This window comes from Variovorax raffinosi, assembly GCF_051216615.1.
Taxonomy (GTDB): Bacteria; Pseudomonadota; Gammaproteobacteria; order Burkholderiales; family Burkholderiaceae_C; genus Variovorax.
The window spans coordinates 270879-296991 of record NZ_JBPJZR010000005.1; the positions used below are offsets into that span (position 1 = coordinate 270879).

Annotated in this window: 24 protein-coding genes and 1 pseudogene; 12 read left to right on the forward strand and 13 right to left on the reverse strand. The window is 64.1% G+C overall.

Going from position 1 to position 26113, the window contains the following annotated elements; translation table 11 throughout:
- Nucleotide 1: 1 nt before the first annotated feature.
- Nucleotides 2-2074 (reverse strand): carbon starvation CstA family protein, encoded by a 2073-nt coding sequence (locus tag ACSFB7_RS17735; RefSeq protein WP_435472385.1) that lies wholly within the window; start codon nt 2072-2074, stop codon nt 2-4.
- A 217-nt stretch (nt 2075-2291) separates the two neighbouring features.
- On the opposite strand from ACSFB7_RS17735, the gene ACSFB7_RS17740 reads away from it, so the two are divergent.
- Together ACSFB7_RS17740 and ACSFB7_RS17745 are read left to right on the forward strand one after the other, a co-directional pair.
- Nucleotides 2292-3566, forward strand: a complete 1275-nt coding sequence (locus ACSFB7_RS17740; RefSeq protein ID WP_435472386.1) for an FAD-dependent oxidoreductase — start codon at nt 2292-2294, stop codon at nt 3564-3566.
- A 216-nt stretch (nt 3567-3782) separates the two neighbouring features.
- Nucleotides 3783-4118: a hypothetical protein gene (locus ACSFB7_RS17745; RefSeq protein WP_435472388.1), complete on the forward strand. Its 336-nt coding sequence runs from the start codon at nt 3783-3785 to the stop codon at nt 4116-4118.
- A 16-nt stretch (nt 4119-4134) separates the two neighbouring features.
- Here the strand turns inward: ACSFB7_RS17745 and ACSFB7_RS17750 are convergent, their stop codons facing one another.
- Entirely contained in the window at nt 4135-4626 is a 492-nt protein-coding gene (locus ACSFB7_RS17750; protein WP_435472389.1) for a C40 family peptidase, read from the reverse strand.
- 34 nt (nt 4627-4660) lie between these two features.
- Complete coding sequence (locus ACSFB7_RS17755) at nt 4661-5578, reverse strand: LysR substrate-binding domain-containing protein (protein WP_435472390.1); 918 nt, start codon at nt 5576-5578, stop codon at nt 4661-4663.
- Nucleotides 5579-5742: 164 nt separating this feature from the next.
- Here ACSFB7_RS17755 and ACSFB7_RS17760 point away from each other — a divergent pair, with 164 nt between their 5' ends.
- Nucleotides 5743-7110, forward strand: coding sequence for an MFS transporter (locus ACSFB7_RS17760; RefSeq protein WP_435472391.1), 1368 nt, complete (start codon nt 5743-5745; stop codon nt 7108-7110).
- Nucleotides 7111-7149: 39 nt separating this feature from the next.
- Here ACSFB7_RS17760 and ACSFB7_RS17765 read toward each other — a convergent pair whose 3' ends face one another.
- Nucleotides 7150-7428 carry an HU family DNA-binding protein gene (locus ACSFB7_RS17765; protein WP_435472695.1) on the reverse strand — a complete coding sequence of 93 codons (279 nt, stop codon included), beginning with the start codon at nt 7426-7428 and terminating at the stop codon, nt 7150-7152.
- A gap of 282 nt (nt 7429-7710) precedes the next feature.
- Here ACSFB7_RS17765 and ACSFB7_RS17770 point away from each other — a divergent pair, with 282 nt between their 5' ends.
- A complete protein-coding gene (locus ACSFB7_RS17770; RefSeq protein ID WP_435472392.1) occupies nt 7711-8061 on the forward strand; it encodes a hypothetical protein in 351 nt (116 codons plus the stop codon).
- Nucleotides 8062-8154: 93 nt separating this feature from the next.
- The gene (locus ACSFB7_RS17775) at nt 8155-9726 is read left to right on the forward strand and encodes a serine hydrolase domain-containing protein (protein ID WP_435472393.1); all 1572 of its coding nucleotides are present in this window, start codon (nt 8155-8157) and stop codon (nt 9724-9726) included.
- Nucleotides 9727-9732: 6 nt separating this feature from the next.
- Here ACSFB7_RS17775 and ACSFB7_RS17780 read toward each other — a convergent pair whose 3' ends face one another.
- A complete protein-coding gene (locus tag ACSFB7_RS17780; protein ID WP_435472394.1) occupies nt 9733-10359 on the reverse strand; it encodes a DUF938 domain-containing protein in 627 nt (208 codons plus the stop codon).
- Between the two features lie 124 nt (nt 10360-10483).
- A complete protein-coding gene (locus tag ACSFB7_RS17785; protein ID WP_435472395.1) occupies nt 10484-11467 on the reverse strand; it encodes an AraC family transcriptional regulator in 984 nt (327 codons plus the stop codon).
- A gap of 124 nt (nt 11468-11591) precedes the next feature.
- On the opposite strand from ACSFB7_RS17785, the gene ACSFB7_RS17790 reads away from it, so the two are divergent.
- Nucleotides 11592-12428 (forward strand): oxidoreductase, encoded by an 837-nt coding sequence (locus ACSFB7_RS17790; RefSeq protein ID WP_435472396.1) that lies wholly within the window; start codon nt 11592-11594, stop codon nt 12426-12428.
- A 25-nt stretch (nt 12429-12453) separates the two neighbouring features.
- On the opposite strand, the gene ACSFB7_RS17795 is transcribed toward ACSFB7_RS17790, so the two are convergent.
- Complete coding sequence (locus ACSFB7_RS17795; protein ID WP_435472397.1) at nt 12454-12759, reverse strand: hypothetical protein; 306 nt, start codon at nt 12757-12759, stop codon at nt 12454-12456.
- 136 nt (nt 12760-12895) lie between these two features.
- On the opposite strand from ACSFB7_RS17795, the gene ACSFB7_RS17800 reads away from it, so the two are divergent.
- The gene (locus ACSFB7_RS17800; protein WP_435472398.1) at nt 12896-13267 is read left to right on the forward strand and encodes a VOC family protein; all 372 of its coding nucleotides are present in this window, start codon (nt 12896-12898) and stop codon (nt 13265-13267) included.
- A 612-nt stretch (nt 13268-13879) separates the two neighbouring features.
- On the opposite strand, the gene ACSFB7_RS17805 is transcribed toward ACSFB7_RS17800, so the two are convergent.
- Nucleotides 13880-15742 (reverse strand): carboxypeptidase regulatory-like domain-containing protein, encoded by a 1863-nt coding sequence (locus ACSFB7_RS17805; RefSeq protein WP_435472399.1) that lies wholly within the window; start codon nt 15740-15742, stop codon nt 13880-13882.
- 365 nt (nt 15743-16107) lie between these two features.
- Nucleotides 16108-17292 carry a helix-turn-helix transcriptional regulator gene (locus ACSFB7_RS17810; protein WP_435472400.1) on the reverse strand — a complete coding sequence of 395 codons (1185 nt, stop codon included), beginning with the start codon at nt 17290-17292 and terminating at the stop codon, nt 16108-16110.
- A 140-nt stretch (nt 17293-17432) separates the two neighbouring features.
- On the opposite strand from ACSFB7_RS17810, the gene ACSFB7_RS17815 reads away from it, so the two are divergent.
- From ACSFB7_RS17815 to ACSFB7_RS17825, 3 genes and pseudogenes are all read left to right on the forward strand, one after another.
- Nucleotides 17433-18602 carry a helix-turn-helix transcriptional regulator gene (locus ACSFB7_RS17815; RefSeq protein WP_435472401.1) on the forward strand — a complete coding sequence of 390 codons (1170 nt, stop codon included), beginning with the start codon at nt 17433-17435 and terminating at the stop codon, nt 18600-18602.
- Nucleotides 18599-19723: a helix-turn-helix transcriptional regulator gene (locus tag ACSFB7_RS17820; protein ID WP_435472402.1), complete on the forward strand. Its 1125-nt coding sequence runs from the start codon at nt 18599-18601 to the stop codon at nt 19721-19723. Before ACSFB7_RS17815 ends, ACSFB7_RS17820 begins: the two co-directional genes overlap by 4 nt.
- Before the next feature lie 143 nt (nt 19724-19866).
- Nucleotides 19867-20064 (forward strand): annotated as a pseudogene (locus ACSFB7_RS17825) (transposase); the annotation flags it as partial.
- A 120-nt stretch (nt 20065-20184) separates the two neighbouring features.
- Here the strand turns inward: ACSFB7_RS17825 and ACSFB7_RS17830 are convergent.
- The 3 genes from ACSFB7_RS17830 to ACSFB7_RS17840 form a co-directional block, all read right to left on the reverse strand.
- Nucleotides 20185-21444, reverse strand: a complete 1260-nt coding sequence (locus ACSFB7_RS17830) for a porin (RefSeq protein WP_435472404.1) — start codon at nt 21442-21444, stop codon at nt 20185-20187.
- Nucleotides 21445-21868: 424 nt separating this feature from the next.
- Nucleotides 21869-22534: a response regulator transcription factor gene (locus tag ACSFB7_RS17835; RefSeq protein WP_435472406.1), complete on the reverse strand. Its 666-nt coding sequence runs from the start codon at nt 22532-22534 to the stop codon at nt 21869-21871.
- Complete coding sequence (locus ACSFB7_RS17840) at nt 22531-23904, reverse strand: cache domain-containing protein (protein ID WP_435472408.1); 1374 nt, start codon at nt 23902-23904, stop codon at nt 22531-22533. Before ACSFB7_RS17840 ends, ACSFB7_RS17835 begins: the two co-directional genes overlap by 4 nt.
- A 146-nt stretch (nt 23905-24050) precedes the next feature.
- On the opposite strand from ACSFB7_RS17840, the gene ACSFB7_RS17845 reads away from it, so the two are divergent.
- Nucleotides 24051-24794, forward strand: a complete 744-nt coding sequence (locus ACSFB7_RS17845; protein WP_435472409.1) for a LysM peptidoglycan-binding domain-containing protein — start codon at nt 24051-24053, stop codon at nt 24792-24794.
- On the forward strand, nt 24785-25201 hold the full coding sequence (locus ACSFB7_RS17850) for a hypothetical protein (protein WP_435472410.1): 417 nt from the start codon (nt 24785-24787) through the stop codon (nt 25199-25201). Before ACSFB7_RS17845 ends, ACSFB7_RS17850 begins: the two co-directional genes overlap by 10 nt.
- A gap of 23 nt (nt 25202-25224) precedes the next feature.
- On the opposite strand, the gene ACSFB7_RS17855 is transcribed toward ACSFB7_RS17850, so the two are convergent.
- The gene (locus ACSFB7_RS17855; RefSeq protein WP_435472411.1) at nt 25225-26112 is read right to left on the reverse strand and encodes a transporter substrate-binding domain-containing protein; all 888 of its coding nucleotides are present in this window, start codon (nt 26110-26112) and stop codon (nt 25225-25227) included.
- Between the last annotated feature and the right edge of the window lies 1 nt (nt 26113).

Genomic DNA, 26113 nt, shown 5'->3' on the forward strand with positions numbered 1-26113 from the left:
GTCAGTGGGCCGCCGACGACGCGGCGCCCAGCGGCTCGAACGGCGTCTCGTGCGTGGTCGGCCGGTTGGCGGCGCGCGCCGCCAGGCAGGCCTTGATGCTGTAGACCAGCACGCTCAGCACCACGAAGATGAAGAGCGCGCACAGCGCCGCGTCGAGCCGGTCGTTGAACACAATGCGCGACATGGCCTCGGGCGTCTTGGCCGGCGCCACCAGCACGCCGTTGGCCAGGCCTTCGGTGTACTTCGCGGCATGCGAGAGAAAGCCGATCTTCGGGTCGGCCGAGAAGATCTTCTGCCAGCCCGCCGTGAGCGTACAGGCCAACAGCCATGCGGCCGGCGCAATCGCCACCCACGCATAGCGCTCGCGCTTCATGCGGAACAGCACCACCACGCCCAGCAGCAGCGCGACTGCGGCCAGCATCTGGTTGGAGATGCCGAACAGCGGCCACAGCGTGTTGATGCCGCCCAGCGGATCGACCACGCCCTGGTACAGGAAGTAGCCCCAGGCCGCCACGCACAGCGCGGTGGCAATCAGGTTGGCCGGCAGCGAATCGGTGCGCTTGAGCGCGGGCACGAAGCTGCCCAAGAGGTCTTGCAGCATGAAGCGGCCCGCGCGGGTGCCGGCATCGACCGCCGTGAGGATGAACAGCGCCTCGAACAAGATCGCGAAGTGGTACCAGAAGGCCATCATGGCCTGCCCGCCGATCACCTGGTGAAGGATGTGAGCCATGCCCACCGCCAGCGTCGGCGCACCGCCTGCGCGGCCGAGGATGGTGGTTTCGCCCACGTCCTTGGCGGTCTGCAGCAGCATCTCGGGCGTGATCACGAAGCCCCAGCCCGACACCGTGGCCGCCACCTGCTGCGCCGTGCTGCCGACCAGCGCGGCCGGGCTGTTCATCGCGAAGTACACGCCCGGCTCGATGCAGGAGGCTGCCACCAGCGCCATCACGGCCACGAAGGATTCGGCCAGCATGCCGCCGTAGCCGATGAAGCGCGCATGGCGCTCGTTGTCGAGCATCTTGGGCGTGGTGCCCGAGGAGATCAGCGCATGAAAGCCCGAGACGGCGCCGCAGGCGATGGTGATGAACAGGAACGGGAACAGGCTGCCCGACCACACCGGGCCGTTGCCCTGCGCGAACTGCGTGATGGACGGCATCTGCAGCGTGGGCATCACGAACACGATGCCGATGGCCAGCGCGATGATGGTGCCGATCTTCAGGAAGGTCGAGAGGTAGTCGCGCGGCGCCAGCAGCAGCCACACCGGCAGGCTCGCGGCGATGAAGCCGTAGCCCACCAGCATCCAGGTGAGCGCCTTGCCGTCGAAAGTGAAGAGCGGCGCCCATTCGGCGCTCTGGCTCACGGCCTGGCCGCCGAAGATGGCCAGCATCAGCAGCACGAAGCCGATCAGCGACACCTCGCCGATGCGCCCCGGCCGAATGAAGCGCAGGTACACGCCCATGAACAGCGCCACCGGCACCGTGGCCGCCACCGTGAAGGTGCCCCACGGCGATTCGGCCAGCGCCTTCACCACGATCAGCGCCAGCACCGCCAGGATGATGATCATGATCATGAAGGTGCCGAACAGCGCGATCATGCCGGGCACCACGCCCATCTCCTGCTTGACGAGATCGCCCAGCGAGCGGCCGTCGCGCCGCGTCGAGATGAACAGAATGATGAAGTCCTGCACCGCGCCGGCGAACACCACGCCCGCCAGGATCCACAGCAAGCCGGGCAGGTAGCCCATCTGCGCGGCCAGCACCGGGCCCACCAGCGGACCCGCACCCGCGATGGCCGCGAAGTGGTGACCGAACAGCACGTTCTTGTCGGTCGGCACGTAGTCCAGCCCGTCGTTGTGGCGGTGTGCCGGCGTCTTGCGGTTGCCGTCCAGGCCCAGCACCTTGTCGGCGATGAAAAGGCTGTAGTAGCGGTAAGCGATCAGGTAGGTGCAGATCGCGGCGGTCACCACCCAGAGGGCGTTGACGCTTTCACCTCGTGTCAGGGCCACGGTGCCGAGCGCGAATGCGCCGACCACGGCCACGACCAGCCACACCAGGTGGCGTCGGATGCTGTGCATGCGGATGTCTCCTCAATATTGGAGCGAGGAGTCTTGCTGGCGCGGGGTGTTGGCGCATCCGTCGGACCGCGTGGGCGGCCTGCGTGGCATTGCGTAATGGAAAACCCCAACAATCAGCCTGCCGCCCAGCAGTGCAATGCCTGCGGGCCTACACGCACGAACCGGACCACACTGCAACATACGCCCCTGCCATCGACGGTGCAGAAAGATCGAAGCCATGGACACACCTTCCGCCACTCCCCCGGCCGCCGCGCAACCGCGCTGCTGCATCGCGGGCGGCGGCCCGGCCGGCATGGTGCTGGGCCTGCTGCTTGCCCGGGCCGGCGTGCCCGTCGTGGTGCTGGAAAAGCACACCGACTTTCTGCGCGACTTTCGCGGCGACACCGTGCACCCGTCGACGCTGGAGATCCTGCATGAGCTGGGCCTGCTCGACGCGTTCCTGCAGCGCCCGCACGACCGCATCGAGGAACTGCGCGCCACCTTCGAGGGCCAGAGCTTCCCCGTGGCCGACTTTTCGTACCTGCCCTCGCACTGCCGGTTCCTGGTGCTGATGCCGCAATGGGAGTTCCTGGATTTCATGTGCGACGAGGCGCGGCGTTACCCCGGCTTCGAGCTGTGGACCGATGCCGAGGCCATCGGCCTGCTGCAGGACAAGGGCCGCGTCAACGGCGTGAAGGTGCGGCGCGGCCGCCGCACCGGCCAGCCGCAGGACATCGAACTGCACGCCTCGCTGGTGGTGGCGGCCGACGGCCGGCACTCCACGCTGCGCGATGCCGCCGCGCTGCCACACATCAGCTACGGCGCGCCCATCGACGTCTTGTGGATGCGCATTCCCAAGGCACCCGGCGACCCCGAAGCCACCGCCGGCCACATCGCCGGCGGGCATCTGCTGGTGACCCTGAACCGTGGCGACTATTGGCAGTGCGCCTTCGTCATCCCCAAGGGCGGCCATGCCTCGCTGCAAGGCAGGGGCATGATCGCCTTCCACAACGAGATCGCCAGGATCGCGCCCTTTCTTGCGGGCAGGCTGCTGTCCGCCCTGCCCGACTGGGATGCAGTGAAGCTGCTCGAAGTGACGGTCGACCGGCTCGAATCATGGTCATGCCCCGGCCTGCTGTGCATCGGCGATGCCGCGCACGCGATGTCGCCGGTGGGCGGTGTCGGCATCAACCTTGCCGTGCAGGACGCGGTGGCCGCCGCCAACCTGCTGGCATCGCCGCTGGCCGGCAGCACCACCGACAAGCAGATCGACAACCTGCTGCCTCAACTGCAACGCCGAAGGGAATGGCCGGTGCGCGTGACGCAGGCGGTGCAGCGCATGGTGCAAGACCGCGTGCTGATGCCCGTGCTCGACGGCAAGATTTCGGGCGCGGCAGGGCATGTGCCGTGGCCGCTGCGGCTGCTGTCGCGCTGGCCCTTGCTGCGCCGGCTGCCCGCGCGCGCGGTGGGGCTGGGTGTGCGGCCCGAGCATGTGCAGTCGCCGCGCGCCTGAACACTTCTTTCTTTATGTCTTGTTTACGCGCCCGCGTGAACATTCGACGCCGTTTTTATGCGCGTCTTTAGACACTCGATGCTTCGCAAGGCAACGAGTGAGCAATGGACTTCGTGTGGTTGGCCGTCATCGCGGCCGTGTGGATCGTCTCGGCTGAAACATGGGTGCGCGTTCGCAGGCTCGACGCACCGCGCCGCCGTTCGGGCAAGGCCTGACATGGTGTTGAACGCAACGCTCTGGTATCGCGCCGCCGCGTGGGTCAGGCAGACCCAGGCGCGGCCGGACATGACGCTGTTCTGGTCATGCTGCGGCACGCCCGCGCTCGGCGAACAGACCCTCGTCGGACGCCACGGCGGGCGCGACGCGCTCGTGGCTTCATGCAGTCACTGCGGCGCGGAGTGGCTGAGCCTGTCTCAGGCCGAGAACCCGAGCGACTGGCAACTTTTGAAGCACAGCGAGGCTGTCCCCGCACGAACGGCATGCAGGCCGGCGCGCGTCAGCGATGAACACCGTGCCTGGCGCAAGAGGAAGCAGCGCGACCTCGAAGACTGACTGACTAAATGAATGCTCAGGGCCGCCGCGCCTGCATCGCCTGCCGCGACCAGTACACGCCGTCCAGCCGATCGAGCCGCACTTCGCCACCGGTCGACGGCGCATGCACGAAGCGCCCGCCGCCCACATAGATGCCCGCATGCGAAGGCGTGGACGGACCGAACAGCACCAGGTCGCCGGTGCGGATCTCGGACATGGCCACCGGACGGCCGAAGCTCGCCATTCGCGCCACCGTGCGCGGCGGCACCTGCCCCACGCTGCTGCGGTACACATAGCCGATGAGGCCGCTGCAGTCGAAGCCGCCATCCGGCGTGTTGCCGCCATAGCGGTACGGCGTGCCGACCAGACCCAGCGCATGGATCGCAATACCGTTCGACTGATCGGGCGTCAGCGAAGACATGACGGGTGCGGACGACGATGAAGATGGCGGCCCCGGCGGACTCGCGCAACCCAGCACCAGAAGGCAGGCCCCGATCGGGAGCCATCGAAGCAGTTGAAGCACAGGCATGTGGCGTGGCGGGTCTTGTGGACGTGGGCGGACTCTAACGCGAGTCGCCCGCCTCCTTGAGCACCCACTCGCGAAACGCGAGCACGCGCGGATCGTCGCTGCTGTCCTCCGGACAGACAAGGTGATAGGCGTAAGGCTGCGCCACGGGCACGCCGATGTCGAACAGCCTCACCAGCCGGCCCTGCGCCAGATCGGTCGCGATCATGTCCAGGTCGGCCAGGCCCACGGCGCCGCTTTCGATGACCGCCTGCACCACGAAGCCCGAATCGGAGAATGCCACGCAGCGGCTGTCGTCGAAATCGGCAATGCCGGCCGCGGCCATCCACATGCGCCAGTTGGGCCAGACCATGCCCTCGGCCTTCCAGTCCACGTAGCACAGCGTGTGCTGCAACAGGTCGCGCGGCGCCTGCAGGCTCGGTCCGGTTTCGAGCAGCTTCGGGCTGCAGACCGGCACGATCACCGTGTCGAACAAACGGTCGGATCGCGCGTGCTCATGCTTGCCGGTGCCGAAGCGGATCGCAACGTCGATGTCGTCGATGTCGAAACTGCGAAGCTCGTCGCTGATGTCGAAGCTCAGCTCCAGCCCCGGGTTTTCAGCGCGGAACCGGGGAAGCCTGGGCAACAGCCAGTTGGTTGCGAACCTGGCGCTCAGCGAAATGCGCAGGTGCGCGGCGCTGCGCGTCATGCGCCGGGCGCGCCCGGCGGCGCGCTGCAGGATGTCCAGCGCATCGGCCGTTGCCTCGAACATCACGGCGCCCGCCGGTGTGAGCTGGATGGTGCGGCTGGTGCGCGTGAACAGCACCACGCCCAACTGGTCTTCGATTTCCTTGATCTGGTAGCTGACCGCCGCTGGCGTCAACCCGACCTCGTCCGCCGCGCGCGTGAAGTTCAGGTGCCGCGCGGCTGCCTCGAAGGTTCGGAGCGCGCGCGTTCCCGGCAGCATGCGGTTCATCGATCTTCAAGCTCCATTTGATGGTTCGTCGAGAACTACTCGTTTCCCAACGCCCGCTCCCCCGGGAATGATCGTGCGAATTGACAACGATGGAGTGAATATAAATGTCAGCTTGCTCGACCCCGTGCGAAGAGCGCACGGCCGGCGGGGCCTTGGGCCGCCCCATGGACCTCGATGAAAACTCCCTGCACTGGCCCGCGCGGCTGTGGGTGGCGCTGCTCATCTTCAGCGGCGTGATTCTGCTGGACGGGCTCGACATCTCGATGATTGCCGTCGCGATACCGGAGATACAGCACGAGTTCGGCATCAGCGCAGGCACCGCGCAGTGGTTTGTCGGCGCCTACATCCTCGCGTTCGGCAGCTTCCTCTTACTTGGCGGGCGATGCGCCGACCTGTTCGGCCGGCGACGCGTGCTGGTGATCGGGCTGGCCGTGTTCGCGCTGGTGTCGGTGTTCGGCGTGTTCGCCGACAACGCGTTCCTGCTCATCGTCTCGCGCTTCATCAAGGGCATGGCGGCAGGCTTCACCGGGCCGGCCGCCATGTCGCTGCTGGCCACCACCTTTGCCGAAGGACCGCACCGCAACAAGGCCTTCGGCATCTTCAATCTCTTCGAGGCATCGGGTTATTCCTCGGGGCTGCTGATCGGTGGTCTGCTCGCGGCGATGAACTGGCGCTACATCTTCATCCTGCCGATTCCGGTGGCCGTGCTGCTGCTGTTGGCCGCGCTGCGCTTTCTGCCACCGGACCCGCCGCGCACCGAACGGCTGCGGCTGGACATCGGCGGTGCGCTGACGCTGGTTGCGGGAACGCTGCTGCTGGTCTTCACCGTGGTCTCCGCGGAAGAGGCGGGCTGGGTGTCGCTGCGGACCCTCGGCGGGTTCGCTTTGTCCGCGCTGTTGCTCGTCGGCTTCGTCGTCATCGAGCGCAATGCGAAGCAGCCGCTGATCCGGCTGGGCATCTTCCGCAACCGGGGCCTGGTGGCCGCCAACGTCAGTGCCGCGCTGCTGTACGGCGGCGCGATGGGCTTTCAGTTTCTGATGGCGTTGTACCTGCAGAACCTGCAAGGCTGGACGCCGTGGCAAATGGCGCTGGTGCTGCTGCCGGCGGGGCTGATGGTGGTCGTCATCGGGCCGAAGATCGGCGCGCTCATCGGCAGGTTCGGCGTCAACCGCGTGCTGCTGGTCGGGCTCGCGGCCTTCGTGCCCTGCTACCTGCTGATGCTGCGCATCGGCCCGGAGCCGGACCTGTGGGGCGTGCTGCTGCCCGCGTCGGTGTTGTGGGGTGTGGGCTTTGCCCTGAGCATCTCGGGGTTGATGGTGGCCGGCACCAGCGGTGTGGCCGACGAAGAGCAAGGGCTCGCCGCCGGCCTGCTCAACAGCTCGCTGCAGGTGGGCGGGGCTTGCGGCCTCGCGGTGGTCACCGCAGCGATCCTGCCCGGCACACAGCTGTCGATGCTGTATGCGGGCGTGGCGGTCATCCTGGTGTTCGCCGTGCTGACCCTGCTTGCGCAGTTGATCCGCGCCAAAGCATGACAGACAGGCTGTGCGACGCGGATGCCGCCGAAACGGTCGTCAGGCGACGTTGACCGCGTCCTTCAGCGCCTTGCCGGCGGCGAACTTAGGCGCCTTGCTGGCCTTGATGGTCATCGGCTCGCCGGTCGACGGGTTGCGGCCCGTGCGCTCGGGGCGGCTCGCCACCGTGAAGGTGCCGAAGCCGATCAGTTGCACCGTTTCGCCACGCGCCAGGGCGCCCGACAGGTTTTCGATGGCGGAGTCGAGCGCGCGGGCTGCGTCGGCCTTGCTGAGGTTCGTGTCCGTGGCGATGGCGGCGATGAGTTCGGTCTTGTTCAAAACGAGGGGTTCTTTCTTCAATGGAAGGGTTGGGAGAGTTCGGCGCACGCACAAGCGCGCCGGCACCGAATTTAAACGCCCCGGAGCCCGTATCGCGGGGCGCAGGCGTTTCAAAACTGAAACATCGTGATCGATGGCCGGGACTTCGGCCGGCCGGGCGCTGGCGAGCGTCGCCCTGCACGCTGAATTGCTGTGGACGATGCCGGCCGCGAGATGGCGGCCACAATGCCGCCTACCTCCCTTGCTTGAACCAGTGCCAACCCCAACACAACAACTCGAAAAATGTTCAACACCACACCATGGATCAAGGCCACCGCCCTTCTCGCGCTGACCGCGACGATGACGGGATGCTGCTTCTGGGGCCCCGCCATGACAAGCTCGCAGCAGCAGTGGGTCAAGACTTCGCTGCTGGCAGAAAGCCAGGAAAACGCGGACGCGGCCTGCACGAAGGAACTCGCGTCGCTCTTCGATGCCTGCGAAAAAGCGCCCGGCGCCCGTTACTCCAACCATGCGCAAGCCATCGTCTCGCCCGAGGCCTGCTGGAAGCCGAAGTTCGACGCCTGCATGGCAAAGCGCGGATGGGAGCAGCAGTATGTTGAACGGCAGACCTGTCCGGGTATGAAGCTCTTCTGACTTTTAAGAAAGCTAGGCATCGGCGCGGTCTTCGCCCACAATCCCGCCGGTGTTGAAGTTCGCGACCGCAACCGCCCATCACAAGGACCGCCCATGAAGAGCTCGATCCGCAGTTCACTCACGACAGCCGCCGCGCTGTGCCTGGCGGCGGTGCTGGCCTCCTGTGGTGGAGGCGGCGGTGGGGGCGGAGGAGGTGGCGGTGGAATCGGCATCGGCGCTCCCGTGACGCCACCGCCCACCACCACGGCGCAATTACCGGCACGCGACGCCCTCATCGCACGGGCCCTCGCCCTCGAACTCGACACGCCCTACGTGCCGCCGCCCGGCAACGTGCTGGAGCACAACACCTCCGGCTTTGCCAAGTCCATGTGTTCCGCCGTGTTCATCACCGGCGTCGACCCCGACGTTGCAGCAGAAAGCCTCGGCTACTTCGTCGGACCGTACGCCCAGCGCAAGAACGTGGACAAGCCCGTGGTCGACCGTGCGAAGAAGGAAGTACGCATCACGATCCCCAACGGCCCGACGCTGGTGGCGCGCTACTTCGGTTCGCAAGGCTGCATCACGCTGCCGGCCGGCAAGGACGACGTGCTCTTCACGCCCGTCGAAGTCAAGAGCACCCTGCCCGACCCCGCCACCCAGCCCTGGCCCATGGGCGACGTGCTGCCGAGCGACCCGCCGCCGGCCGGTGTCGACATGGCCAAGATCACCCAGGCCGTCGACGCCGCGTTCAGCGTGCCCGAGGCCTACACATCGGCCTTCGTGGTCACGCACAAGGGCCGCATCGTCGGCGAGCGCTACATGAACGGGGTCGGCCCGACGACGCCGCTCGAATCATGGTCGATGGGCAAGAGCGTCACGGCCACGATGATGGGCATCCTGATGAAGCAGGGGGTCTACACGCTCGACCAGCAGGCGCCGATTCCCGAGTGGCAAACCGCCGGCGACGGGCGCCAGAAGATCAAGATCTCGGACATCATGCAGATGTCGAGCGGGCTGCGCATCAAGGCCCCGGACGATCCGGACTTCGACCCCAACGGCACCTACCCCGATCACATCTACTTCTACACGGGCCGCATCAACGCGTTCAACTACGCCGCCACCCGACCGCAGCAATGGCCGCCGGGCGCGGTGGGTCGCTACCGCAACACCGACCCGGTGCTGGCCAACTACCTCATTCGTCTTGCGGTGGAAAAACGCGGCGAGCAGTACCTCTCGTTTCCGCAGCGCGCGCTCTTCGACAAGATCGGCATCCGCTCCATGGTGATCGAGACCGACCCCTACGGCAACTTCCTCACGCAGGGCTACGACTTCATGTCGGCGCGCGACTGGGCCCGCCTGGGCAACCTCTACCTGCAGGACGGCGTGTGGAATGGCGAGCGCATTCTTCCCGAGGGTTTCGTCAAATTCGTGAGCAGCGTGGCGCCGGCATGGGCCGCGGACAAGCGCCCGATCTATGGCGGCTTCTTCTGGATCAACGGAATGGGCGGGCTGGCCGCGCCGACGTCGGCCTACTACATGCTCGGCGCCGACGGGCAGTTCGTGGTCGTGATTCCGTCGCACGACCTCATCGTGGTGCGGATCGGTTATTCCAAAGGCGCGGCGTTCTCAACCTCGACGCTGAACAAGGCGCTTGCGCTGCTGACGACTGCAGTGCCGCAGCACTGACCGCGCTTATTCGCGGACGAAGACCAGCAGCAGGTTGTTCGCTGGCATCGCATGCCGCTCGCGCAGCGCGAGGCCTGAGCGCCCCGCCTGCGCCACCACATCTTCCAGGCGGCGGATGCCCCAATCGGGATTTCGGGCGCGCAGGTCTTCGTCGAACGCCCGGTTGCTTGGCACTGGTGGGCCTTCTTCCTCGAAGTAAGGCCCGTAGGTGATCAGCAACCCGCCGGGAAGAAGATGCCGCGCAGCCCCTTGCATCAGGGCGGCACATGCGGGCCACGGTGCGATGTGCAGCATGTTGGCGCAGTAGATGGCGTCGAACTTCTCCGCCTTGTCCGCGAATTCGGAACCATGCGACGGCCATTCAGGGGCCATCACGTCGAGCAGGAGCGGCGGGCGGAGATTGGGCAGCGCGGCTTCTTCGACCCGCCTTGCGAGCGCAGCAAGCATGCGGGCATCCGCGTCGGTCGGCTGCCAGATCCACTGAGGCATTGCCGCTGCGAACCACGCGGCGTGCTGGCCTGTTCCGGATGCGATCTCCAGCGCGGTGCCGCTCTTGCCGAGGATGCCGGTCAAAGCATCGAGAATGGGCTGCTTGTTGCGGTCGGCGGCGGGGCTGTGGGGGAGATCGGTCATTCGGGCTGGGCGTTGATGGATGCGGGTTGAAGGGTATCAGGCGAGGTCGTTCGACAACAAACGACCACGCTGCGCGAACCTGGCCTCGTCAAGCGATCAATCAATCAATCGGTCGATCGATCGATCAATGCGACGTCACCCATCCCTGCTTGCCCGGCAAAGGAGGCATCGCAAAGCTCGACTTCAGGCGCGCAACCTCATCGCCCGGACTGAGACCGAAGAAGCGCTTGAACTCGCGGCTGAACTGCGACGCGCTTTCATAACCCACCTCGACGCTCGCCGCGGACGCCGTCTTCCCGTTTCGCAGCATCATCAGGCGCGCCTGATGAAGGCGTACCGACTTGAGGTACTGCATCGGAGAACTCTGGGTGACGGCGCGAAAGTGAGCGTGAAACGTAGGGATGCTCATGCCCGCCTCGCGAGCCAGGCGCTCGACGGTGAGGCGGTCGCTGAAGGTGGAGTGGATGCGCCGCACGGCCTTGGCGATCTTTCCGAACTGCCCCTGGCTGACGAGCGCCGCGCGCATCGACGCACCCTGCTCTGAACTGAGGACCCGAAAGTAGATCTCGCGCACGATCGCCGGCCCGAGCAACACTGCCTCCACAGGCGAACTCATGGCTTCAAGAAATCGAAGGACGGTCTGGGCCAGCGCGTCGTCCATCGGTGTGGAGAACATGCCGACCGGCGCGGCTTGTGCACTCTCATCACTCCCGGTGAATTCATCGAGCTGCAACGCAAGACCGGCAAGGACGGGAAGGTCTAGGCTGAAGTAGATCGCGAGCAGAGGCTCGTCGGCGCTGGCGTCGGTCTCCATGGTGAACGGCACCGGCACGGACACCGCGAGGTAGTGCTGGGCATCGTAGAGATAGACCTGGTTGGCCCAGAGGCCACGCTTGCGCCCCTGGCACACGATGACGATGCCGGGTTCGTAGAGCACAGGGGTCGAGGCCAATGGACGATCGGAGCGCAGGAAACGCACGTCGGGCAACGACGTCAGCGTATAGCCCTCTTCAGGCGCGAGTCGCCTCAGAAGCGCCACCATGCGGGCCTGACGCTCCTGGCGGGACTTGCTGACGCGGTCGATGGTTGATGCGTGCGGCTTGCTCATTCAGCCGACTGTGCATCAATCCGGGCAAAAAGTGACCTGTTGTTGGACAGCGCTCATAGCAATAGGCAAGCAATTCATAGGACTGCGACTGGCTTCAACGTCGTCTCGATTCCAGAATCGACGCATGAAAAACAGCAAGACTTTCTTCATCACCGGCGTCAGCAGCGGCTTCGGGCGCGCCATTGCGAGCGCTGCTCTACAAGCTGGCCACCGCGTCGTCGGAACCGTTCGCACCGAGCAAGCGGCGATCGAATTCAAAGGGCAATTTCACGCAGAGGCCCATGTCAGGCTGCTCGACGTGACGCAGTTCGACGCTGTCGTACCACTCGTCGCTGCCGTAGAAGCGGAGATCGGGCCGGTGGACGTGGTGATCAACAACGCGGGCTACGGCCATGAAGGCATCCTGGAGGAATCGTCGCTCGATGACATGCGCCGCCAGTTCGACGTCAACGTCTTCGGCGCGGTCGCGGTCATCAAGGCGTTCCTGCCGTTCATGCGTCAGCGCCGACGCGGCCACATCATCAACATCACGTCGATGGCCGGCTACATCACGATGCCCGGCATCAGCTACTACTGCGGCAGCAAGTTCGCGCTCGAAGGGATCTCCGAGACCTTGGCCAAAGAGGTGAAGGAGCTCGGCATCGCAGTCACGGCTGTCGCGCCGGGATCCTTCAGGACGGACTGGGCCGGCCGTTCGATGGTGCGCAGCGCGCGTTCCATCAGCGACTACGACAGCGTGTTCGATCCGGTTCGGCAATCGCGCATGAACAAGAGCGGCAAGCAGCTCGGCGATCCGGACAAGGCCGCGGCGGCGATCCTCACCCTGGTGGACATGCCGCAGCCGCCGGAACATCTGCTGATCGGCAGCGACGCGCTCGGGCTCGTGCGAGCGAAGCTCGATGCGATGCAGGCGAGCCTGACACAGCATGAAGGGCTGACTCGCTCGACCGATATTTCTTGATGTGGCGTCCGGCGCGGCTCGTCGTTTAGGCGATTTCAAAGCCCAGCTTCTTGGCAATCAAAGGCCAGTCGCTTCCCGCAAGACCCGCCCCCATCAAGGTATCTCGCCAGTCCACCTGGGAGGCGGAGACCTCTTTCAGAAGCCTGTCGATCCGGGAGTTGGACAGCACAAGAATTGCGGCTTGCACCCTGTCGCGAGTCGTTGACCACTCGCTGTTGGAGAGGGGTATCTCCATTGCTGAAAGCGCTGCGAGCGCCACCGCGGCATCTTCGAGAGAGAAAATCTCGCGCACTTTTGCTTCAATCGTTTGGGAGACTTTTTCCATATTCAACGTCGCAATCCCGTCATGATGCTGGAGCCCGTTGGGTTGGCATTCGACTGGGCCCCGGGTTGAATGCCGACCTTGGTGCGGTGCGCCATGCATGATACGAAGACGCACCCGATCCACACGCTTGCCAGGAGAACCCATGGAGCTTCATACCGCGCGAATCTTCGTCCAGGACCTCGTCGACGCCTCCCGCTTCTACGAGGAAATACTTGGCCTGCCACTGAAGGCCGACGGACGCGAACAGGGTTTTTGCGTATTCGACGCAGGACCGATGAGCCTGGTGGTCGAGCGTGTCGACGAGGCCGCTCCGGCAGAGGACCAGGACTTGGTGGGACGCTTCACGGGGCTGTCTTTCGATGTGACGGACATCCAGTCGAAGTACAGGGAGCTTTCGTCGCTCGGCGTCGTGTTCAGCGGGCTTCCCGAGCTGCAGCGATGGGGCGGTATTCTCGCCACGCTTCGCGATCCGGCGGGCAATGAGCTTCAGTTGGTGCAGCAACCCGGGAGGTAGCGGAAGGCGCGCGGATTTCGGCCAGAACCGGTCATCGAGTGTTGCGATAGATTGCAACAGAGTTCGAGCCCCAACCCGAGCAGCACTGCGCTTGCGGCGTGATAGACCATGGAAGAGGCGCTGCACGATGTACCCGTGTACCGGAAGTTCGCTGGCCTGAGCGATGGCGCGTGCCGCCTGCCCTGATGAGACCACCAGCCTGATGATGAGTGTCTCGCGCAACAAATCGATGCCAAGGTTGTTCGATCCGAACATCCCAATGACTCGTCATCACCCTATTCATTCAGCCGCGATCGCAAATCGCGTTCTACAGATCATCCCTAAGGCCTACTGAAAGATCCGGGACGAAAGCTGTCTGCCTGTCGTGTTGATCAAGGAGTTTTTCTCCTGCGAATGACGAAGTAGATTTCGGGTGAGCGCATCCCGCGAGGACCTTTGCCTTGAGAGCGTTGCCGTGGCACCGTCGCGAGGAATGTTGGGGGCTTGCAGGTGCTCGCTGGATTTGTCTTGAAGGGTTCCGACCTCGCGCCGTTTCAGCTGTCGCAATTGAGATGGGTCTGCCGGCCGCCAGCCTGACCCGATGGACCAGGCTGGCGCAGCGCGATGGCAACGCTATTGCAACTTGTACACCCCGACCGTCGTGCTGAACACCATCTGCCTCTGATTCGTGGCCAGCAGCTGGAAGGCATTGAGGGTCGAATTCTTCGCGTACCTTGTGGGATCGGCACTGTCGCAGTGTTTGTCAGATGCCGTCTGCGCAGAGCAGTAGACGACAGCCTTGCGGGCGCTGCTTGGAAAGGTGGTCGTATCGTTGAAGCCCGCCCCGTTCTGACCTGCAGTGCTGCTGCCATAGGGCGCGTTGCCATACACCGAGAGCAGGGTTGGCTGCAACGCGCCGTCTGGCACGATCCACCCATCCTGTCCGTCGGGCTGGGTGCTGAAATTGAACCAGGTCGGCGTGTCCACCAGGAGGTAGCCGTTGGCTGAACCCGTCTTCAGGAAGTTGCGCATGCCGTCCGACAGGCGTGCCAGGGGCCGCTGCCGCAATTCACCGACCGTCAGCGCGCGCGAGAGGGTCCGGGTGGTCTGCGTCACGTTGGACTTGGTCGTGTCCGCGTGGAAGAACTCGATGCTCCAAACGCCTTGGTTGATCAGTCCCGCGATTTGCGTGTCGGTGTACTGAGGCTCGGCGTACGTGAGGGAGCTTTCCTTTTCCGCCGGATTTCCCGCAGTGCTTGTGCTCTCGTATTCACCCCTCAACCGGTACACCGAACTGCCTGTGACCGTCCCGTTCGGCTTGCCGAATCTCAGCGAGGAGTAGCCGACACTGGGCAGGAAGGTCAGTTGCGTTCCCCAGGGGGCGGTGACAACGGCCTTCTGGAAGATCGGATGGCCGTTGTTGTCGGTGAGGTTGGGAATCGTGACGTCATAGCCAGTGCCATAGTTGCTGAACGCCGGCGTGTTGAGCAGATCCCGCAATTGCTCATAGGGTTGAACAATGGCCTGGTAGGCATACCCATTGCCCACCAGCTTGAGCTTTCCGTCAACCTTGCGCGCGCCCAGCGTCTCGAAAGTCGTGTTGCCTTGGGCATCCTTCGTTCGATAGCTCAGCACCATGTCGCCGTTGCCGCGGAAGAACTCCACGTTGCCTTGGTCCCACTGAAGCCCGGTGGCACCACCACGGAACAGGCTCGCGAAGGCACCTCTGTTGGCGCTCGAGCGGCCCACGGTGGCCCCGTTGCTGTAGAACGTGGCAGGGTCATCGCCGAGGAAGAGTCCGCGGCATACATCCGCGATCACCTCTGCCGGGCCGCCGACGGCGGCGTCGGAGTCATTGCTGGCACCGCTGACCCGCTGGGTCAACGGCAACGCGTAGCAGTCGGCGAGGCGTTTGAACAGGTCACTGACCACGTTCGGTGCGGGCACGTCGGCCACCTTCACAGAGGAATCGACTGCCGGAATGCTGGCCTCGTCGCTGCGAAAGCGGATGGACACCGGTGTGCCGTCGGCGGTCTTGACTGTGATTTCTATGTTGGCGGCTTTTCCATCCGGACGGGTAGTGACGCTCAACGAATCCAACAGCTTGTCCTGGCCGGTGCCATCGGCCACCATGGCTTCGGACAGCAGGTTCGCTGCGGGCAGTCCCAGCGCATCGAGCACCGGTCGCAGCGCGGCATTCAGCGCCGCCACCTGTCGCGAGAGCGTATCGGCCGTGACAGTCTCTGGGTTGCTTTGCAATGCGCCCGCCAGGCTGGCAGGATTTCCGTTGGGCGAAATCCGCGCCACCACGACCGTGGTCAGCGGCGTGACGTTGGCAATATCGGCAGCGCCGGCGGCAGCGCTGTAGAAGACCTGGTCTTCGCGCGAAGCTCGGATGGCCAGCGGGGCCTTGGTGCCGGCGGGCAACGTGCAACTGTAGGCCCCTTGCGCATTGGTCTGCGTCTCGCAGACAGTGGCACCTGTGGCATCGGTCACGCTGACGGCTGCGCCGGCGAAAGGTGCCCCGGTGGCAGCGACCCCGGACAAAGTGGTGGACGCCACTGGCGTCTGCGGGGGGTCCACAGTTCCCACCGGAGGAAGGAACGCCCCACCTCCACCCCCACCTCCCCCTCCGCCGCAACCGGCCAAGGCCAGCAACGCGACCCCGGCAATGCACGACAGCTGTCGCTTCATCTTCGACTTCGACATTTTTTTGACTCCTCACGCAAATGAACGATGTTTCTGAACGGCGTGTTTGCGCCGCCATGCAGTGTTCAGAAGAATCGGTGCGCAGGCGTCATCAAGATGATGTATGGACTCGGGGAACGGCTATGTGCAAACTTCTGCATCCCGAGGATTGCTCATTCGCGCAGCTCGACAGGAGCGCCCTTGAGCGCAGGAATCGCAACGAAGGCGCGGATGAGATCGCTTTGCCTCGTCACGCCCAATTTCAGCATGGCTCGCTGAATGTGCGTGCGTATCGTCGACAGGGCCACACCGGTTCGAGACGCAATCTCTTTGGCGCTAGCCCCCTCGGCAACCTGGATGGAAACACGTGCCTCCGCGGGCGTCAGGTCGTAGCACTCCGAAATGATCTGGGGATCGAAGGTTGGGTGTGCAGTGGCAGGGTCGTGCAGGATCACCAGCACCCGCGGCGCCGAACCGAACATCTGCATGGATTCCGAGGGGCGCAGTGCACTGACCAGGGCCAGCAGAGGCACGCCTGCACGTCGCGGTATCACTGCCACTGATCTCCTCGCAGCAACCGTTGCAGCTTTGGCGCCTTCGAAGAGTCCGAGGTTGCGTATGGCCAGTGTCAACGCGGTACTGGCCCGGTCGTCGCGGAAGGCCAGCACCCCGGCGCTCTCGAAGACGACATCACTGCCTTTCATCAGGCGCTCGGCGCTCTCATTGCGGTGCCAGATACCGCACGCCTGGTCGACGACCAGCATCGGGTAGTCAAACCGCGCGAGCAGTTGGCGCGCCATGCCCAGCTCCACAAAGGTTTCGCGCAGATAGGAAAAATCTCGGAATGCCTCTGTCAGGTGATGCTTGATCTGCTGCAGCAGCGGAATGTCTTCCGGACCGATCGGCCTGCCGCCGCGTCCACGCAAGACGCCAAACAAGAAAATGAAATCATCACCCTCGATCAGCTTGGTGGCCGACAGGTAGCGCCCGCCATGGGGGATCAGAAACTCCTGGTAGAAGGCGCTCTGCTCGACGTATGCCTCATCGAAGTGCTCGTGGCAGTGCATCCAGTCTCCCATGGGCGTGGCCAAGGTCGGCGCGATACGGGGGTTGCTGGTATGAAAGAACCGCAAATAGTCCAGCGCAGCCGATGATCGGCCCGGGCCCCCTTCCTCGGTGAATATCAACCCGCCGTTGTGCTTGTCGATGCCGATGATCTGCGCCGCCCACAAACCAAGCAGGACGGCCAACTCGTCAAGTGGTTGCTGCCATGGCAACCGTCCGGCGACGGCGGCGTAGATATTGGAGATCACTCTTTCGACGGCGTGGCTGGACAGGGGTGTATCGGAGGTGGTCATGTTGGAAAGGATCTCGTTCGGGCACAAGGCTTAACAGTTGTCGCCACCAACGTCCATCATCAATCTTGATGACGGAAATTGATCGTGCCACCTTGGAATAAGGGATGCAGACTTCGAGTGCTTTGGTACAAAATTCCTACATGCTTGATCAAGAGCCCGCAGTTTTGCCGCGCGACTCCATGGACGTCAATACGTTGATCTCGGGCCTGTATACGGCCGCCCATGGCCGCGCTGAATGGGGGGCCGTGTTGGGGAGCCTGGCCACCTATCTGGACCTCTGGCTGGTACAGATCGCCATGCTCGATATGAGAACAGGCACCCTGCTTTTCACGGGCTACGGTGGACCTGGCGGTACACCGGCGTCTTCACTGGACTACGTGCGCTTCTACAACACCATTGATCCGCGCATTCCCGCCATACTGGCCACGCCGTCCGACAACTGGATGTTGAGTCACCAGCACCACGACGCCGCATTTGTGCAGAGCAGCCGCTTCTACCAGGAGTTTCTGATTCCCCATGGTGGGGGCGCCATGGCAGGCGCCAAGGTGCTGGAAGTGGACAACATGCAGTTCATGCTTGCCATGGTGCGGGCGCACAACGCGCCGCCGCTCGACCCGGTCAAACTTCCGTTCATGAATCAGTTCAAGCATCACCTCGGTGAGGCTTTTCGCAACATGGTGCACCTGCGCAGCACCTATGCCGAACTGGACATGGCCAAAGACCTGCTCAGTCAGTTTGACTACCCCATGCTGCTGGTGGATGAGCTTCGGGGCCTGTGGCACCACAATGCAGCCGCAGCAAAGGTCCTGGCTCAGGGCGACCTTCTCAAAGCGCAGGCAGGCTTTCTGACGTGCCGGCGCAAGGAAGACAACGAAGCGTTGACGCGCGCGCTGCATGCATTGGCGTTCACCACACCGGCTGGGTCGGCTCAACCCGCTCGGCAAGTATTGAAGTTGCATTCCACAGAGGGTGTGCCCTGCCTCGCCTTCATCAGTGCAGTGCGGCCCGAGCAGACCATGGGCGCCTTCGGTCGGGCTTCGCGTGCGCTGATCGTGCTGCACGATCCAGCACAAGGTCGAAGCACCCTGGACCCCTTCATCGTTGCCGAATGCTTCGATCTCACACCCGCAGAGGCCCGCATCGCAGTCCAGATCGCCGACGGCGCCAACGCCAAAGAGATCGCTCAACGCAGTGGCGCGGCATTGCCCACCGTGCGCACACACATTCAGCGGGTGATGGAAAAAACCGTTGTGAGCCGGCAATCGGACCTGATCCTCCTATTGCTGAATCTGCCGACGCGTGTCACATGACGTTCGACGCGCTCATCTCCAGCTTGTATGCCGCGGCCAGCGGGCGAAGTGACTGGACCACCACGTTGACGCACGTCGCCGAGTTCCTCGACCTTTGGACAGTGCAGGTGTTGGGCATCGACAAGAAAAATGGCCATCTGATGTTCAGCGTGCACGGAGGCAAGTCGACTCCGCAGACGGGACTCGATTACTTTCGCTGCTACCACGCCATCGATCCGCGAGTGGGTTTGGCCGCTCGCACACCGTTGGGCCAGTGGTTCCATTGCCATGAGCACTTCGATGATTCATTCGTCGCACGAGACCCGTTCTACCAGGAGTTCCTGATTCCCCATGGGGGACGCTATGCCTCGGCGACCAATCTCATCGACAACGACGAAGTTGTGTTCATGTTGGCCTTGATGCGAGGCCACGGCAGCCCGCCGCTGACACGCCAAGAGCAGAGTGTGGCCGATCAGCTTCGGCATCACTTTTCCGCAGCGATGAAGAACCTGGTGCATTCGCGCGAGACTTTCGCCGAACTCGGCATGGCCCGTGAGCTTCTGGGACAGCTGAATTACCCCATGCTGCTGGTGGATGAAACGCGAGGCATCTGGCACAGCAATGCTCGGGGGACGGCGATGTTGCAGGCCGGTGTCGTGGTGGGCAACCGCGCGGGTCTTTTGGCCTGTCACGACAAGGCAGGGGATGCAGCGCTGACGGAGGCTATCTACGAACTTCAGGCGCTCAACGATACGCCCCAAACAACACCCAGCCGGCGAGCAGTGCGCCTGCGTGGGAGCAACGGCGGCTCGTACCTTGCGCTCATCAGCGCGATTCAGTCGGAGCGCACCATGGCCGCATTCGGCCGCGGCGCCCGCGCGCTGGTCATCCTGCACGATCCCCAAGAAACACGACCGGGACGGGACTTGCTTGTGCTGACGGAATGCTTCGACTTCACGCCAGCCGAAGCCCGGATCGCGATCGCAATCACCGAAGGTGCAAATCTCAAGCAGATTGCCCAGCGCACGGGCACCGAGCTGTCGACTGTGCGCACGCACCTTCAGCATGTCCTGCGAAAAGCGGCCGTGGAGCGGCAGGCCGATCTGGTTCGCGCCTTGATGGCGCTGCCTGTTCGCATTTGATCAACGGAGTGCAAACGTTTCGCCCGCATGTCACACCTCCAAAGGTATCGACTGTTGGATTCCGTCGATCTCTGACCCTCGGAATGGTCTGCAAAACCGGTCCGAGCCTTGCACGATCTGTACCCACGATTGCCAAACGCGTAATGCCACCGAGCCAGCTCGGACTGGACCTGAACCTGTCGACGAAGAAGACACGCAAGCGTGAGTGCCTCGATGAGCTGAACCGAGTGGTTCCACAGAACACGCTGGTGCAGATCGTTGAGCCGCGCAGCCCAGGGGCCAAGACGGGTCGTCCGCCCTTTGCCATCGAGACGATGCTGCGCATTCACTATCTTCAGCGAATGAATGACCGCCCAAAAAAAAGACCCGCGCAATGCGCGGGCCAAAAAGGGAACTCTACTGAAGCACCCTTGGAGAAACCTTGAATTCCGCGGCGCATCGCGCTGCGGAATCCGCCATGTCTAGAACGCGTGGCGCAAGCCCAGGTCGTAGCCCGTCGAGGTCTTCGGCGTGAACACGCCGCTGCTGATGAAAGACGGACCACCAACGGTGAGCGCTGCACCGTTCTTGTTGCTGACGCGCGCGATGGTGGCGTAGAGCGCCGTGCGTTTCGACAGGTTGTGGACATAGCCGATGGCCAGCTTGTTGGCCTTCGGGTCACCGGCCGCCACACCGAAGGGAAGACCGGCCGGGGTGTTGAGGTCGTACTTGACCTGCGAGTAAGAAGCCCGAATCAGGCCGGCCCCCACCGGCACCTTGACGCCGAGCAGGTAGCCCGTGAGATCAGTGTCCGGAACGCCGCCGCCGAGAGGCGTGGTGGCGTATTTGCGCGAGCTCTTGGCGCGCGACAGTTCACCGAACACCTGGGCCGGCCCGAAGTCGTACGAGGCGCCGAGGTTGAAGGTCTTCACCGCATCCGTGGTGCCGGCATAGAAGCTGTCCGCGGTCGTGCTGTTTCCATAGGACAGGGCGATATCGAAGGGACCGTTGGCATAGCCGACGCGGCCGCCGATGTATCGGCCGGCCCGCACGGTCGCGACCGTTCCCGGATTGAGCGAACCCGCGCCATTGACGCCCGGAGGCGTGGTGTTGCCCGGGTCGTACTTGGTGTTCTCGTTGATCGCGTACATCAACTGGCCGTAGACGCCGCCGAGATTCGGCGGAAAGAAATAGCCGATGGAATTGCTGGCGCGGTTGTAGTTGAGATCACCGCCGAAACCTCCGGGGCCGCCTCTCGTGTTGGTGTTGAGTGCCGTAAAGATCAGGCTGCGGCCGACACCGACGATGCCGAAGGGATCGAACACGATGTCGTTCCAGGCCGTGGGAACGTAGTCACGCCCCAGGCGCAGCTCGCCGAATCCGCCCGACAGGCTGAGCGTGGAACGGCGCTGGAAGGTGGAGATGCCCGTGCTGCCGTCGTCCGGCGAGATCGGTGCTTCGAGCCAGAAGCTGGCCGCCAGTCCGCCACCCAGGTCCTCCGTGCCGCGAAAGCCCAACCGGCTCGATGCGTAGTTGCCATTGCTCAGGGCGGTGCGGCTGGCGGTGCGGGAACCCTGGTTCAGGTAGAACGGCTTCAGCAGTGTCCCCCGGCTCGTGTCTTGCGACTTGGACGAATAGCTGCTGACGCCGACATCGACGACGCCGAACATCGTGACGGATGTCTGTGCATTGGCCAATCCGATGCCGGACAGGGTCGCTACTGCGATGAACGTTCTTTTCATTGCGAATCTCGTGTTGAAGGTTTGATTCATGAGCCCTCGGCAGTGGCCTCGGACCCTTGTTGCGAAGTTCACGGCTCTCCCTTCCGGGCCTCCCATGAAATCCGGATGCGCTTTGGAATTTCAGGTTTTCTGATGGCCTGGATTTCCGTGCATCTGCAATGAATCATCGGCTTGGGTTTTCTTTTTTTGATTACGTTTTTCGCTCTCTCAAATTACATATTTGCCATGTCGGATATTTGTCCGTCGAACCGAATCGGGTGCCTTTCGGGCGAGCGAAATTTGAAAGCTTGATGACTTCCTTGTTCGAAGAAGGGGAACGAGATGGGAGGGAGGAAAAGGCATCCTCCTCATCGCTCGAAAAGCGCGCATCACCCAAGGATGGGCATGCAAGCGAACCACGGACGGTCAGGGCAGCAGCAGCAGCTCAGCGCCCGCCGAATTCCCGCGCATGCTCCACCGCGTACTTGATCAGCTCGGCCTGCCCTTCGATGCCCAGGCGCCGCTTGATGCTCTGCCTGTGCGCCTCCACCGTGCGCACGCTCAGGTCGAGGTCGCGCGCAATCTGCTTGCTCGATTCGCCCCGGCCCAGCGCGGTGAGGATCTCACTCTCGCGCGGCGTGAGCAGCGGCCTGGGCGCCTGGTTGCGAAACAGCTTCTTCGACACCGCCGGGCTCAGGAAGGTGCCGCCGGCCGACACGGCCTCGATGGCGGCGACGATCTCTGCCGCCGGCGCGTCTTTCAGCACATAGCCGCGCGCGCCTACCTGCAAGGCCTTCTGCACGTACTCGGGGTTGTCGTACATGCTGAGCATCACGATGTGCGGCGCGGGCTGGCGCTGCAGCAGCAACTGGGCCAAGTCGATGCCGTTCATGTCCTTCATGCCGACATCCATCAGCAGCAGGTCGGGTTGCACGCCGCCCACCAGCGCAAGCGCTTCGGCGGCGCTGCCGGCCTCGCCGACGATCTCGAGGTTGGGCATGGTGCTGAGCCGGGCGCGTAGGCCGTCGCGCACCAGCGGGTGGTCGTCCACCAGGAACAGGCGGATCACCGCGGGCCCTGCCGATGCATCTTTTTCTGACTTCGCTGTCATGTGGCTTCAGGCCTCGCATTGCGGGCCGGCACCTCGGCCAGTATGGAAGTGCGGCCTTCGTTGGAGCACATGGTGAGCCGACCGCCGATGGATTCCATGCGCTCGCGCATGTTGCGCAGGCCGATGCCGCGCTTGGGGTCGAGTTGCACGGCGTCGATGTCGAAGCCGATGCCATCGTCGCTCACTTCGAGCCGCACGCCCTCTTCTTCATCGAAGCCCAGCGCAACGTGCACATGCCGGGCCTGCGCGTGCTTGCGCACGTTGGTCAGCGCCTCTTGCGTCAGGCGAAAGAGCGCGGTCTTGACCTCGGGCGACAGCTCGAAGGTTTCGCCCTGTCGCATGATGGACGCATCGACGCCGCCCTCTTCCCTGAACTCGTCGACCAGCCGCTCCAGCGCGGCGGGCAGGCCCAGGGTGTCGAGCAGCGCGGGGCGCAGACGGTGCGAGATGCGGCGCACTTCGAGCAATGAATCGTTGAGCCGCTGCAGCGCCTTGCCAAGCGCGGGCGGCGTGGGCTGCTGCTGGCGGTCGAGCGATTCGACGGCGGATTCGATCAGCAGCTTGGCCGACACCAGCGTCTGGCTGGTGCCGTCGTGCAGTTCGCGCGCGAGGTGACCGCGCTCTTCTTCCTGCGACTGCACCACGCGCCGCGCGAGCAGGCGCAGCTTGGCTTCTGCCGTGCGGTGCTCGCTCAGGTTCAGCAACAGGCCGGCTGCGCTGACGACGCCCAGGCACAGCGCGGCAATGCCGGCAATCCACAGCAGCGTGGCGGTGACGTTGGCATTCATCTGCCGATCGAGCGTGTCCATGGTCGACTCGATATCGTCCAGGTACAGGCCGGTGCCGACCATCCAGTTCCAGCGCGGCATGGCGGTCACGTAGCCGAGCTTGGGCGCCATCTGTGCGCTCGAGGGCTTGCGCCATTCGTACTCGACATAGCCGCCGCCGTTTTCTTTCGCGCCCTTGATCAGCTCCTGGATGGTGTAGCGGCCGCGCGAGTCGCGCAGCTCCCAGAGGTTCTGGCCGACCAGCTCGGGCTGGCGCGAGTGCATGAGCGAATTGCCTTCCAGGTCGTAGACGAAGAAGTAGCCGTCGTCGCCGTAGTTGAGCGCAGCCAGCCGGCGCAGCGCCTCGTTGCGGGTGGCTTCGTCGTCCTGCCCGGACTCATAGAGCGGGAGCAGGTTGCTCACGGCCAGGTCGACATAGCTGCGCAGCTCGCTGCGGCGCTGGGCCATGTAGCTGCCCTCGATGAGCGCCCGCTCGCGCTGCGCGAGGCCGTGCTCCTGGTGGCGCACCGCCAGCGCCACCAGCACCAGTGCGACAAGCAAAGGTGCCACGGCAAGCGCAACGATCTTGGTGCGGAGGTTCATCGGGGGCAAGGCTACCACTGGGGTTGAAAGGGGGAATCTGGGCCGCTGGTTCGCGGAAAAATTCCATGCGGATGACGTTGGGTGACAGTGTGCGGCGGCGGATCGGCCTAAAACACGGACACATCAACAACGCTGGGAGGAAATGCATGAGCAAGACACGCGCGCAAGCGACGTCCGAGCCGGACACGGCGGGCTGGGAGCGCAGCATCGACAAGGCAGACAACGAATGGGACAGCCATGACTGCGATGTCCGCGAAGCCGTCCGTGAATACGACATACATCTCTCCCGGACACCGGGTTATGTCCCTCTGGACTGGAAAATGGTGAAGGCCATGCTCTGGGTGGAAACAGGCGCAAAGCGGTCGCAGTGGAAAACCCGCCCGATGCAGATCGGCAACACCGGCGACCCCGGCCTCCAGGCGCTGTTGGGTGACGGCGATGGTGGCGAACTGATCCTGCCGCCGTCGTACCGCAGGAGTCTGTCGATCGACGGTGTCAGGCGCGCGCCGATACACAACATCCGTGCCGGCATTGGCTATCTGCTGTTGCGCATGACCAATTTTTCCTTTCAAAGCGTACCGGATGCGGACACTCGGACCTATGACGTCGTTGTCAGGAGTGGTGACAACCTGAGCAGCATCGCCCGAGCGCATGGCAGCACGCCGGAAGTCATGAAGAGGCTCAACCCGGCGGCGCACATGCTTCGGCCTGGTGACGTCTTGCGCTATCAGAAGGCCTCCATCCAGAGAGTCATCACAGGCTGGAAGCCCATCACTGCCTCGGGTGTGGCGGCCTACTACAACGCGGGCGGCGACGCGGTCTATGCAAAGAAGCTGAGCTATGCATTGGCCGCCGTGCGCAGACAAGCGGAGGCCGCCGCATGCAAGTAGGCAAATGCGCCGCGCTGTGCCTTCTGGCATTCGCCTGCTCGGCCGGGGCTGCCGGCGCCTTCAGGGGCACATTCAGCGGCACCGGCAGAGCGTGCAACGGCACGCTTCATGTGCGCAGCCAGACCATCGAATGGAAGTCCAGCTTCAGCACCTGCAGGCGCAGCGCCTATGAGGTGCTGGAAACCAGCCAGGCCGATGGCAGGCAGCGGGTGGCCTTTCGCCTCAAGGCCGGTGGCAGCAAGTGCCTGTACGAGGTACTCGCCCTTGAACAGGTGGACGGCACCGATTGGACTGCCGACGCCTATCCGTCGCTCGAGGCGTTCCGCAAGAAGGACCTGCCCGACTGGCGCGACTCGCCCTTGCCGGGGCGAGTCGTGCTCGAATGCCCGATGACCCGGCTCGACTGATCCCCGCCCCGGCGCCTGCCCGCCTACCTGTCTTCGTAAGCCTCCGCCGGCCGATCATTCGGCGACAGAAACGCCGCCTTCAGCGAATCGCTCAGCGGAATGTTGATGACCGCGTTCTTCGGCGGGATCGGCGCCATGAACCACTTGGCGTACAGCTTCTCCAGTGCACCCGAGGCCGCGACGCCGGCAAGGTAGCCGTCGACCGCGCTCTTGAAGGCGCGGTCGTCCTTGCGAATCATGATGGCGATGGGCTCGATGCCCAGTGGCTTGCCCACGATCCTGAAGTCGGCGGGATTGCGGGCGTTGGCGATGTTGCCGGCCAGGGTGTTGTCGTCCATGGCGAAGGCGTCGGCGCGGCCGCTTTCCAGCAGCAGGAAGCTCTCCGCGTGGTCCTTGGCCAGCACCACGGTGATGCCGAAGCTCCTGTCCTGTTCGAGCTTGCGCAGCCGCTGGACCAGCGTGGTGCCAGTGGTCGTCACCACGGTCTTTCCCTTGAGCTGCTCGACGGAGGTGATGCCGCTGGCAGCCCGCACGGCGAAGCGCGCTTCGGTGATGTAGGTCGTGTTGGCGAACGCGGCCTGCTGCTGGCGCGCGGCATTGTTGGTGGTGGAGCCGCACTCGATGTCGATGGTGCCGTTCTGCAGCAGCGGCAGGCGGTTCTGCGAAGTGACGGCCATCTGCCGGATGGCAACGCCGGGCAGCAGCTTCGACAGCATCTGCTCGCACAGCTCGACGTGGTAGCCCACGTAGGCGGTGCCCAGCGAGTACGACAGCGGCGGCGATGCCTCGCGCACGCCCATGGTGATCGTGCCTGCCGCCTTTGCCTTGGCCAGCGTATCGTTGTCCTGCGCGCTGGCACTCACGAGCGCGAGGGCCAGCACGGCGCCTAGAAGAAGAGACCTGCTTGTCATG

Bases quoted from the DNA above. Each gene is read 5' to 3' on its own strand.
- ACSFB7_RS17740 (WP_435472386.1), top strand. From the start codon at position 2,292: ATGGACACACCTTCCGCCACTCCCCCGGCCGCCGCGCAACCGCGCTGC.
- ACSFB7_RS17770 (WP_435472392.1), top strand. From the start codon at position 7,711: ATGTTCAACACCACACCATGGATCAAGGCCACCGCCCTTCTCGCGCTG.
- ACSFB7_RS17810 (WP_435472400.1), bottom strand. From the start codon at position 17,292: ATGACCACCTCCGATACACCCCTGTCCAGCCACGCCGTCGAAAGAGTG.
- ACSFB7_RS17830 (WP_435472404.1), bottom strand. From the start codon at position 21,444: ATGAAAAGAACGTTCATCGCAGTAGCGACCCTGTCCGGCATCGGATTG.
- ACSFB7_RS17845 (WP_435472409.1), top strand. From the start codon at position 24,051: ATGAGCAAGACACGCGCGCAAGCGACGTCCGAGCCGGACACGGCGGGC.
- ACSFB7_RS17820 (WP_435472402.1), top strand. From the start codon at position 18,599: ATGACGTTCGACGCGCTCATCTCCAGCTTGTATGCCGCGGCCAGCGGG.
- ACSFB7_RS17840 (WP_435472408.1), bottom strand. From the start codon at position 23,904: ATGAACCTCCGCACCAAGATCGTTGCGCTTGCCGTGGCACCTTTGCTT.
- ACSFB7_RS17760 (WP_435472391.1), top strand. From the start codon at position 5,743: ATGGACCTCGATGAAAACTCCCTGCACTGGCCCGCGCGGCTGTGGGTG.
- ACSFB7_RS17780 (WP_435472394.1), bottom strand. From the start codon at position 10,359: ATGACCGATCTCCCCCACAGCCCCGCCGCCGACCGCAACAAGCAGCCC.
- ACSFB7_RS17800 (WP_435472398.1), top strand. From the start codon at position 12,896: ATGGAGCTTCATACCGCGCGAATCTTCGTCCAGGACCTCGTCGACGCC.
- ACSFB7_RS17790 (WP_435472396.1), top strand. From the start codon at position 11,592: ATGAAAAACAGCAAGACTTTCTTCATCACCGGCGTCAGCAGCGGCTTC.
- ACSFB7_RS17850 (WP_435472410.1), top strand. From the start codon at position 24,785: ATGCAAGTAGGCAAATGCGCCGCGCTGTGCCTTCTGGCATTCGCCTGC.
- ACSFB7_RS17815 (WP_435472401.1), top strand. From the start codon at position 17,433: ATGCTTGATCAAGAGCCCGCAGTTTTGCCGCGCGACTCCATGGACGTC.
- ACSFB7_RS17755 (WP_435472390.1), bottom strand. From the start codon at position 5,578: ATGAACCGCATGCTGCCGGGAACGCGCGCGCTCCGAACCTTCGAGGCA.
- ACSFB7_RS17775 (WP_435472393.1), top strand. From the start codon at position 8,155: ATGAAGAGCTCGATCCGCAGTTCACTCACGACAGCCGCCGCGCTGTGC.
- ACSFB7_RS17745 (WP_435472388.1), top strand. From the start codon at position 3,783: ATGGTGTTGAACGCAACGCTCTGGTATCGCGCCGCCGCGTGGGTCAGG.
- ACSFB7_RS17855 (WP_435472411.1), bottom strand. From the start codon at position 26,112: ATGACAAGCAGGTCTCTTCTTCTAGGCGCCGTGCTGGCCCTCGCGCTC.
- ACSFB7_RS17785 (WP_435472395.1), bottom strand. From the start codon at position 11,467: ATGAGCAAGCCGCACGCATCAACCATCGACCGCGTCAGCAAGTCCCGC.
- ACSFB7_RS17750 (WP_435472389.1), bottom strand. From the start codon at position 4,626: ATGCCTGTGCTTCAACTGCTTCGATGGCTCCCGATCGGGGCCTGCCTT.
- ACSFB7_RS17835 (WP_435472406.1), bottom strand. From the start codon at position 22,534: ATGACAGCGAAGTCAGAAAAAGATGCATCGGCAGGGCCCGCGGTGATC.
- ACSFB7_RS17735 (WP_435472385.1), bottom strand. From the start codon at position 2,074: ATGCACAGCATCCGACGCCACCTGGTGTGGCTGGTCGTGGCCGTGGTC.